The organism is Mesorhizobium sp. M7A.F.Ca.US.007.01.2.1 (genome assembly GCF_003998165.1).
Taxonomy (GTDB): Bacteria; Pseudomonadota; Alphaproteobacteria; order Rhizobiales; family Rhizobiaceae; genus Mesorhizobium; species Mesorhizobium ciceri.
The window spans coordinates 1-783 of sequence record NZ_RZQP01000505.1 but is presented as its reverse complement, the minus strand read 5'-3'; the positions used below and the strand labels follow the sequence as shown (position 1 = coordinate 783).

Below are 783 nucleotides of genomic sequence, written 5' to 3'. Positions count from 1 at the left end.
GTTCCTCGCGCGGGCCGACTCGGAGAGTGACAACGCCAAGCGCTGATCTACGATCGTGGCTCGCAGGCGATAGTGAGCGCCGGTCAGCGCAGCGTACGGGCCCACGCTGACCGCCGTGGCGCGGGCCCACATAGCAACTACCTTGACCAGGTAATATTCGTATCGGTCTTGGGGGTGACCGTCCTGTTTGGGCGGCAACGACAAACCAACGACCTGGTCTGATGACGGCAGTTCCTCATGCGGGCGTGGAGCGTCATTCCGATTGAAAACAGGAACTGAGAGAGCGGCATCTTGCGTCAAGACGCAAGTCGCAAGAAGCATCGTTAGGCCACTGAAGTGAGAACCTCCGTCGGGCCGGGCCACGAAACATTCGGCAGTGGTCGGGCGTTGTCTCGGGAGTTTGGGGCGACCCGCACCGCCATGTTTTCTTGGCAGGTGATCGAGTGCGTTCTGGGAAATGCGCGTGCCACGCGGCCTCCGTTATGGCCTGACGATTCGTCCCATCAAGCTGGTCGTTTGTGCCCTCATGCGAGGAGGAAGTCCTTCCAGGCCGAGCGGGTCAGGCAACACCGGAGTATTTTTTCATTACCCTTGCTGCTCGCACGAGTGACGACCAATCAGCTCCCATAGTGGCGACGAGGTCACTAGCTTCTTCGCTGGAAATGCCGGTGCGGGCGGCGAGCTTCTTCGCAAGCAAATCGAAAGCCAGTTCGACTATCGTCATCGTTCAGCCCTTTCGCTAAGCTCTCCAATACCCTCTCGGAGGGTCTCTCGCATTAGCCC

At 59.5% G+C, this 783-nt stretch carries 1 protein-coding gene; it reads right to left on the bottom strand.

From position 1 onward, the window contains the following. Window positions 1-559 precede the first annotated feature (559 nt). A complete protein-coding gene (locus EN949_RS36095) occupies window positions 560-724 on the bottom strand; it encodes a hypothetical protein (RefSeq protein WP_164752019.1) in 165 nt (54 codons plus the stop codon). Between the last annotated feature and the right edge of the window lie 59 nt (window positions 725-783).